5 protein-coding genes are annotated in these 8,731 nt (G+C 69.4%); all 5 read right to left on the bottom strand.

Features of this window, described 5'->3' with window-relative positions:
• Positions 1-143: 143 nt before the first annotated feature.
• Positions 144-4,085 carry an FxSxx-COOH system tetratricopeptide repeat protein gene (gene fxsT, locus ACWDO5_RS16270; protein ID WP_450530924.1) on the bottom strand — a complete coding sequence of 1,314 codons (3,942 nt, stop codon included), beginning with the start codon at positions 4,083-4,085 and terminating at the stop codon, positions 144-146.
• On the bottom strand, positions 4,069-5,409 hold the full coding sequence (locus ACWDO5_RS16265) for a TIR-like protein FxsC (RefSeq protein WP_450530923.1): 1,341 nt from the start codon (positions 5,407-5,409) through the stop codon (positions 4,069-4,071). Before ACWDO5_RS16265 ends, fxsT begins: the two co-directional genes overlap by 17 nt.
• A 111-nt stretch (positions 5,410-5,520) precedes the next feature.
• Complete coding sequence (locus tag ACWDO5_RS16260) at positions 5,521-6,231, bottom strand: AAC(3) family N-acetyltransferase (protein ID WP_450530934.1); 711 nt, start codon at positions 6,229-6,231, stop codon at positions 5,521-5,523.
• A 76-nt stretch (positions 6,232-6,307) separates the two neighbouring features.
• A complete protein-coding gene (gene fxsBH / locus ACWDO5_RS16255; RefSeq protein WP_450530922.1) occupies positions 6,308-8,515 on the bottom strand; it encodes a radical SAM/SPASM protein FxsBH, inactivated beta-hydroxylase extension form in 2,208 nt (735 codons plus the stop codon).
• 9 nt (positions 8,516-8,524) lie between these two features.
• Positions 8,525-8,689, bottom strand: a complete 165-nt coding sequence (fxsA, locus tag ACWDO5_RS16250; protein ID WP_450530921.1) for an FxSxx-COOH cyclophane-containing RiPP peptide — start codon at positions 8,687-8,689, stop codon at positions 8,525-8,527.
• Positions 8,690-8,731 lie beyond the last annotated feature (42 nt).

Here is an 8,731-nt window from a genome sequence, read left to right as displayed (position 1 = left end):
GGTGCAGGCCGCGGTGTACGCGTACGAGAGCGGTCTGGTGCGCCCCGGCGCCCAGTGAGCAGACGTGCCTGAATCTTCAGGCCGACCGGCGGAAATTAAGCCTCGCCGGCGATTGGCGCGGGGCCCGGGGCGGAGCCCCGGGATCAGACGGAAAGCGGCTCCAGATCGCGGTGCACCCTGCGCTCGTCCCGCGCGATCCTGGTCAGCGCATGCTCCTCACCGAGCAGCCGCTGCAGCTCCGTCACGGTCTCCGCCCGCACATGCGCCGCCTCGTCCTTGCGGCCGAGCAGGCCGAGCGTGACGGACATGTTGGAGACGATGCCGAGCACCTCGGGATGGTGCGAGCCCAGCACCTCGCGCAGCCGGCTCACGGTCCGTTGCTCGATCTCCAGCGCCTCCTCCAGACCGCCCAGATCCGCAAGCGAGTTGGCGAGGTTGATGGTGCTGTACAGGGCGTGCGGATGGTTCTCGCCCAGGACCTCCCGCATCGTCCTGGACGCCTTCGCCAGCAGCTGTTCCGCGGCCTCCGGAGCGCCACAGCCCCACTGGAAGATGCCCAGGTTGTTGAGGGCTGCGAGGGTGTACGGGTGCCGCTCCCCCGGCACCCTCACGTACTGGTCGACGACCTCCTGCGCCAGATCCCGCGCCGCGACCGGCTCCCCGGCCGCGAACAGGTCGGCCGCCAGATTCAGATCGCAGGCGAGCGAGTCCGGGTTGGCCGATGTGTACTTGGCGCGATAGCGATTGCGGGTGGCCGTCGTCAGCCGCCGCGCGTCCTCGATCCGCCCCGCCCTGCGCAGTGAGACGGCGAGGCTCTTGGCCGCCGCCAGCGTGCCCGGGAAGGCCCGGCCGAGCTGCTCCTTGTAGATCTCGTACGTCCGGCTGAGCAGCGAGACCGAGTCCTCGTACCGTCCGACTTCCCGCAGGTCACGGGCAAGGTTCATGGCCGAGGAGAGGGTGTACGGATGCTCCGGGCCGAGCACTTCGGTGCGCCGGTCGAAGACCTCCTGGTCGATCTCGCGGGCCCGGGCGTACTGGCCGACCATGCGCAGATTCAGCGCCAGGTTGTTGGCGGCCGCGAGCGTACGCGGATGGGACTCGTGGAAGATCTGGCTGAATCCCTCGTGCGCCTCGGTCGCCAACTCCATCGCCCTGCCGTACTGGCCGAGGGTGCCCAGGTCCATCGCGAGACCGCTGGTGGTCATGTACGTATGCGGATGGGAGGTACCCAGCACCGCCTGCTGACGCTCCAGGGTCACCTCGTCCAGCTCCTTGGCCTCCACGTAACGGCCCTGCGAGCGAAGGATGTTGGAGAGGTGGAAGCGGAGATAGAGATACTGCAGGTCGTCATTGCCCAGCATTTCGCGCCAGACCTCGCGCAGTTCGTCGGCGAGCGTGTACGCCGCGTTCAGGTCGCCGCGCTTCCACAGATAGCGCACCCGGTCGATCATCAGCCGGCGCGTCTCGGGCTCCTTGCAGAACCTGGCCTCGGAGGTGCCGAGATGCGGCCAGATGCTGGCGAACCGCGGCCAGGTCTCGGGGTTGTCGATCGGCTCGTCGTCGTCGGGCCGCGCGCCCGCGAGGACCCGGTGGACGGCGTGCCGCGCGTCCTGCTGCTCCTGCTCGGTCAGCTGGGCCCGGATGACCGCCTGCACCAGTCGGTGCACCTGGATGCTGTTGGAGACCTGGTCGACCTTGGCCAGCGCGAACCGGCCGATCTCCCGGATGACCCGGCCGAGCACCAGCTTCTCCTGCAGCGAGGAGTCGTACGGCTTGAGCGCGTCGATCATCTCCTTGCTGTAGAGGAGGTTCGCGGAAATCGGCTCGGGGGCGAAGAAGGCGCAGAGCTGGAGGAGGCGCACCGCGGCGGGCGAGCGCTCCTTGAGCCGTTCGATGGAGACGTTCCAGGTCGCGGCGACCGGCTCGGGATAGCCGGGGGGCTGGTTGAGCGCGAGGACGCTTGCGGCCTGTTCCCTGAGCTGTTCCAGATACGCGGCGACGGGGGTGGCGGTCTCCGCGATCCAGGCCGCGGCCTGTTCGACGGCGAGCGGCAGGTCACCGACGGCGGTGGCGACCTGGTCGGCGTCCTCGATGCTCAGCCCGCGGGCCCGGCGCTGGAGGTGCTCGATGGACTCCTCGCGCAGGAATACATCGACGGGCAGCGCGTCCCCGTACTGCGACCAGGTCTGGTTCCTGGAGGTGACGAGGATGTGCCCGGGCCCCTGCGGCGGGAAGAACCGCTTGAGCTGCTCGGGGTCGTCGGCGTTGTCGAAGACCAGCAGCCAGCGGGAGGACGGCACTCCGCGCCGCAGCAGGTCGATGGCCTCCTGCGAGGCGGCCGCCATGTCCTCGCTGCCCTGGGCGCCGAGCCGGACTGCGAGTTCGGCGAGTCCGGCAACCACGTCGTCGGGCTGCTCGGAGGAGATCCACCACACCAGGTCGTAGTCGGCCATGAAGCGGTGGACGTACTCCAGGGCGACCTGGGTCTTGCCTACGCCGCCGAGTCCGTACAGGGTCTGCGGCTGGGGCAGCACCGCGGCCACCGTCATTCCGCCGCCGAGCTGGTCGCGCATCCGCTCCAGCACCACCGAGCGTCCGGTGAAGCCAGGGTTGCGGGGCGGCGCGTTCCAGATCTTCGGCACGGTGCCGGGGAAGCGCGGCCCCGGCGAGGCGCTGTCGGGGAGCTGGACCGGGCGGTCCAGCGCCCGCAGCAGCGCGGTGGTGGCGTGCACCTCGTCGAGCCGGAAGAGGTCCACCGGGTTGCGGTCGATGTACGGGGTGGTGAGCCGGACGTCACCGACCCGGATCGGCAGCAGATGGTGCCTGCCGCCGCCGGGGTCCTCGGCCGCGGCCCGCGACCAGAGCTCCACCGCCCGGGCGGACTTGAGATATGCGCCGGACAGCAGCACCACGGTGCGGGCTGCGTTCTCCGCGGCGAGTTCGTCAGGGTCGGCCGGGTCCCGTTCGACCGAGACGTCGCGCGGCACGACCCGGAAGCCGGCCCTGGTGAGCAGAGACTCCACCCAGTCGGCCCACATGCGGTTCTCGGCGACATAGCTGAGGAAGAGGTCGGCGGGCAGGGCGGGCCGGCGGCGGGTGAAGGCGTCCCTGATCCGGAGCCTGACCTCTTCGCCGATGGCGGGCATCGAGGTGATCCGCTGGTCGGTGATGACGGTCGTGAGCCGTTCGAAGGCGGAGAGCAGGGAGTTGGTCAGGCCCGCTTCGTCGCCGAAGGTGGCGAGGGTCTCCTCGTAGGCGTAGTAGGGCCGGTACGGAATCTCCACCGCGCCCCAGTAGGCGGTGAGGTCCTCCCCGGCGAGGCCGGTGGGGAAGCGGTCGAACTTCAGCCGGGCCAGCGCGCGTCCGGCGTCCGCCTTTTCCTTCTCGCCCTCGTCGATCCGCATCGGGACCGGGAAGATCCGGATGCCCCGGCCGCCGTACCGCTCGTCTATCTGCCGGGCCACCGCGGCGGCGCCGTCGATGGACTGGTCGCTGAGGGTGAAGCAGTCGACGAGGATGTCGGGCAGATGGACGGTGCAGATGTCGGCGATGTCGCTCAGGCCGGTACGGCTGTCGATGAGGACGTAGTCGTAGTTGGCCTTCATGTCCTCGCGCAGCGCGTCGAAGAAGTGGCCGCCGCCGAGCCGGTCGTAGAAGTTGTCCCAGTCGAAGGTGGAGACCGTCGCCGAATACTCGCGGTTCTGCTTGCCCGCGGAGACGAAGTCGAGTGTGCCGCCGTCGGGGAACTCCCAGCCGAGGCTCTCGGGGGTGAGGGAGACGGCGTGCGGCTGGATGCGCGCGTAGTCGAGATGCCAGTCGTCGCGGCGCGGCTCGGGGCTGGTCGCGGCCCAGGCGTACTCGGTGATCAGATCGATGACCCCGGTGGTGGCGCCGAGCGTGGAGGGGTCGAGGAAGGGGTGGAAGAAGCGATGCAGGCCGGGCGCTTCCAGGTCCCAGTCGACCGCCAGGACCCGCTTGCCGTTCGCGGCTAGAATCCAGGCCGTGTTGGCCAGGGCCATCGTGCGGCCCGTACCTCCCTTGTACGAATAGAAGGTGACGATGCGTCCGTCACGACTGGCCGTCATCCGTGTCCTCCGCATCGGGGGCGATGTCACGCGTGTTCGGGACGTAGTGCGTGGTGCCGTACTCGGCCATCGGGCCGCGGAGCCTGGGCCGTTCGGAAGAGCGGGCTCCGGGCGCCGGGGGCGCCGCGGGCGGGAAGACCTCGGCGTGCCGCAGATACTCCTGGGCCGCCGACTCCACCACCTGGGGCAGGATCTGGCCGAACGCCTCCATGCTGAGCACGCCTCTGGCGGCGGCCCGGCAGGCGGCCCGGCCCTGGCGCATCTGGTGGGGCATCGTGCGCTCCAGCTTCTTGACCAGCTCGGCCTCGGACACCCGGCTCTGCGGGTCGTCGCGGTTCCAGGGGACGACGACGCTCACCCAGGGGCGCGGCTCCGCGTCGAAGGCGGCGAGCCGCTCGCGCCGGTCCTCGTCCTCCAGCGCCCAGCGGTCGACGAGAAGTATCTCGGGCCGGGTGGGCGGCTGGCTCAGGTCGGGCGGCGTCTCATGGTCGAACGAGGAGACCGTCGCCTGGTAGTTGAGCGAGCGCACCAGGTCCTGGGCCACGTACGCCAACGGCCGTGCCGAGTCCGGATGGTAGGGATTCCAGTCCTGGGACTGCTTGCCGTAGTAGTCGGGTGCGCGGCCTTCGGGCAGCTCGTGACTGGTGGGCGCGGCAACGGTCACATGCATCGGGCGGGGGCCGCCGCGGGGCTTGCCGAAGGCACTGGGCGCCTGCCGGTAGTCGACGGGGCTGCCCGAGCCGACGCGCGTAGTGTCGGCGACGCTGACAATGCGTTTGGCGAGCTCATAGACGGCGGCCTCGTACTCCTCGGCGAATATCCGGAGTTTGATCAGCCCATAGAGGCCGTCGGTGACGTAGCGGTCGCCGAAGGCACGGTGGTTGAACTGCAACCGCTCGGCAGGACCTGGCAGTTGCTCCGGCGGCATCGGCACCCACAGCGCGGGCACGATCGCCTCCGCCGGCCTGTTGCTCTTGGCCTGGTGGTAGATCGCCCGCTGGGCGAAGGCGTACCACTCCTTGCCGCACATCTCGCTGGCGAAGTACCGCGGCGAGAACAACGGCACGAACACCCGGCAGGTGGCCAGTACTTCACCCAGGCGCTCCGACCAGCCCTCCCCCGAGCGGATCTCCCGGTCCATGAACCCGGCCGGAGCGCCGGCCGGCAGATCGGTCATGGCCATCACATGGCCGCACAGATCGCGGAAGAGCCGCTCCACCCACATGTCCGGATCGGGGCCCCCTGCCCCGTACCGCGGCGTGTGCGCATAGCTCAAAAAGAAGTACGGCCGATGGTCCGCCGCTCGGTGCCCTGAATCTGCCACACGACCCCCGTCCTGTGCGAACGCCCGCCCCCACACCCAGCATCGATGAGAGACGCGAGCGAATTAATCATTCCGGAGCCCGACACGCTCCATCCCCCGACGTTCAGTCAATCAACACCGCTTTTCGGTCATCCAGCTCTCTGCATGGTCGACCGCGTCCTTGATCGAGAACAACCTTGCGAGCCTTCCTCCCACTTGTCCCTTCTGTTCCATGCCCCATGTGAAGGCGGCGCCGATCGCGTCGAAATCGCTGTCGTCCAGATCGGCGTCTTCGTACTCCGTCCATTCCTTACCCCCGCCAGGTCGCTGCACCACACAACGGTAGGTGCGCGGAGGCGCTCCGGTGCGGTATTCAGCGAGATGGAATGCGGTACAGACGGAGAAATCCACATTAATCATCAACACCTGTGCCCGTGCCCGGTAGAGAGCTCCGAGCGGCGAGTCCTCGCCGAGATGGGAAGTCAGCGGATGCCGGGCGAGGAGTTCCGCGGCCCGCCGCCCCAGCGCCGCGAAAGAGGTCTGCGGATGGGCACTGCGCACGGCTCCCTCGGCGGTCCGCACGGACTCGGCCAACCGGCCCATTCCCTGACTCCGGCTGGCCGCGGCGTCGAAGGCCGGCATTTCCGCCCGGAAGGCCGCCGCCTGCTCGGGTGTCATCCCGCGCACCCGGGCCAGGTACGAGTGGGACGTGTCGGAGTTCTCCATGGTGAACGCGGGCACCACCAGTGTGCCGTCCGCGCCCAGCACGTCCAGCAGCGCGTCACGGACGGTGTCGCCGCGCAGCCCGGTGGCGCGCAGGGAGGCATGGACAAGCAGCGTCATGCCGTCCTGTACGCCCAGCCTGCGCAGCCTGTTGGCCAGCCCGCGCCGGAGCCCGGCCTCAGGCCGGAGCCCGGCCTCAGCCACGACCGGCCTCTTTCCAGAGCTCGTCCAGCAGGCGCCGCCCGCTGACGGTCAGTTCGGCCGCGCGCTCCAGGGTTTCCAGGGCGCGCTCGGCCTGGTCGGCGGCGGCCGGTTGGAAGGCCGCGAGGCCCACTCGTTCGTACGCCCCGGCCAGCAGCTCGGACGCCGCAACGGGCTCGTCCTGCCAGGGCGCCGGGTGGCGCCACCAGCCATCCTGCGCATAGAGATCCGTGACCTTGACCAGCGCGTGCAGCTTCGCCCGCCTGAATCCGCGCAGCAGCGCGGGCGCCAGCTCTTCGGGGCCACCGGGCAGCGCGATTCCCAGCGCACCGTAGCCGTGCCTCCACAGTGACGGCTCTCCCGATACCAGCGGCGTCAGGGTAGTCAGACAGTCCGCGGCCTCCGTGGCCTGTTCGGGTGCGGCCTGTCGCAGCAGCCCCCAGGCCTCGGCCAGCCGCTCGCTCCAGTCGGCCACCTCACCGGCGCCGAGCCGCTCCCGCACGGGGGCGCCGAAGCAGTTGCGGTACGGGTCGAGGTCGTCGAGCCGCAGAGCGGGCGCCCCCTCGCCGCCGAGCGTGCGCACGGGCCGCCAGCCGTCGCTCTCCTCGTCCGTGCGTACGTGCACCGGCGCACATCCGTCCACCCGCACCTGGAAGCCGTTCTCGGCCAGGCGCACCTCGGCCTCGCCCGGCTCCCCGGCACTGGTCAGCCGCAGTTCGCCGAGCGTGGGGAGCCAGAGCCTGCTGTCCCGGTGCGGCATCCGGACGGGGAGGTCGAGCCCGCCTCGTACGACCGCCGCGGCGAGGTACGAAGCCAGCCGGAGCGCGAGTGAGACCGCCTCTGTCCGCCCCGTACGCAGCGCGGCCAGCGTGTCCTGCAGCCAGGTGTAGGTGTACGGATGGCCGTACACCGCGTCGAGCACATCGGCGTGCCCCTCCAGGACACCTGCGAGCTGCCAGACCTCGTCCCACTTCTCGCCGCCCCGCCCGTCGAGCTCCTGATGGAGCTCGGCGAGCAGGGTACGGGTCAGGTCCTGGTGCTCGGCCATCAGCACGCCCGCGTCCGTGACCGCGGGGGACACCGTCGACGCGGCCGTACGCTGCTCGATGCCGCGGATCAACGCCTCGAGGTCGGCGCAGTACACGGAGGTGTTGTCGAAGCCGTTGCCGGAGCTGTAGCGGTGGGTGTAGAGCCCGCCGCCGCACGACCGTACGACCGGGCACTGCCGACACGTCCGGCTGACTGCCGCGAGGCCCAGCTGGCGCGCCCTGACGCCGGGGTGGGCCGCAACGTCGTCGAAGGGGTGCGTGAAGACGTCGAATCCGGTGGCTGCCGCGCCTTCGTAGGCGCTTTTCAGCGAGTCGACCTGCTCCAGCGTGCCGTCGGTCTCGACGACGACGAGGTCGGTGGGGGCGAGGCCGAGGGATTCGGTGAGGCTGAGGCCGCCGCCGAGCGTGGAGAGTACGGATTCGAAGAGCCGTACCGGCACGTTTCTGCCCAGTTGGTCCCAGCGGTCGAAGACGGCGAGGATCCAGTCGGCGTACGCGGTGGGTGAGCCGTCGGGGCGGGCCGGCGGGTCCTCCCAGGTGGCGTGCGGGAGCAGGAAGTCGATGAGGGGAGGGTCGAGCTCGGCGAGCGCGTCATACACGGCGATCGGGTCGTTGGCCACATCGATCGTGCAGAGAAGGCCGAGATAGAGATGGCGGTAGCGCTCCTGCCGGAGCAGTTCGACGGCCCTGAGGACAAGCGGATGACTGGTGCGTCCGTCTGCGAAGCGGCGATGGCGGTCGTTCGCGCTCCGGTCGCCGTCGAGGGAGATCCCGACCCGGACGTTGTACTCGCTGAAGAGGTCCAGGTAGCGCGCGGAGAGCTGTAAGCCGTTCGTGTGGATTCGAAGGTCGAGCTCGGCCACTGTGGCGAGGGCTCCGGTCAGCTCCTCGCAGATGCGTCGCAGTCGTGCGGGTCCTGCCAGAAGAGGCTCCCCTCCGTGCAGGATCACTGACACGGAGGGCAGGGCATGGCTCTTGGCATGCTCGGCCAGTCGCAGAGCTGTCCAGGAAATCGCTTCGTCAGAGATTGCCTTTGGGCGGGTACGCCAGCTCTGATCAGCGTGTTCATAGATATAGCAATGGTCACAGGCAAGATCACATCTGCTGTGAACCTTCAATACGATCTCGCGGAATGGGACCAGCGGTCCAGTCATTCCACCAGTCTAGAGCGCCGAGTTGAACGTGGAAGCCCGCGGAGTGCGGTCGGCGGCGGCGGGAAGAACGCGGGCCAGCCTCCTGGCAGTTTCGGTGCTACGCACATCGATCTGTGCCAGCGGAACGCGGTTCTTCTTCGCAGCCGCGAAGGACGCGGAGGTCTGAAACGTCATGAGGGCCGTCCTTGATGTTGTGTCCAGCACAGATACCACGCA

It is taken from the genome of Streptomyces sp. NPDC000880, assembly GCF_053599675.1.
Note: the sequence above shows the minus strand (reverse complement) of the source record. Positions and strands in the feature narration are given on the sequence as shown.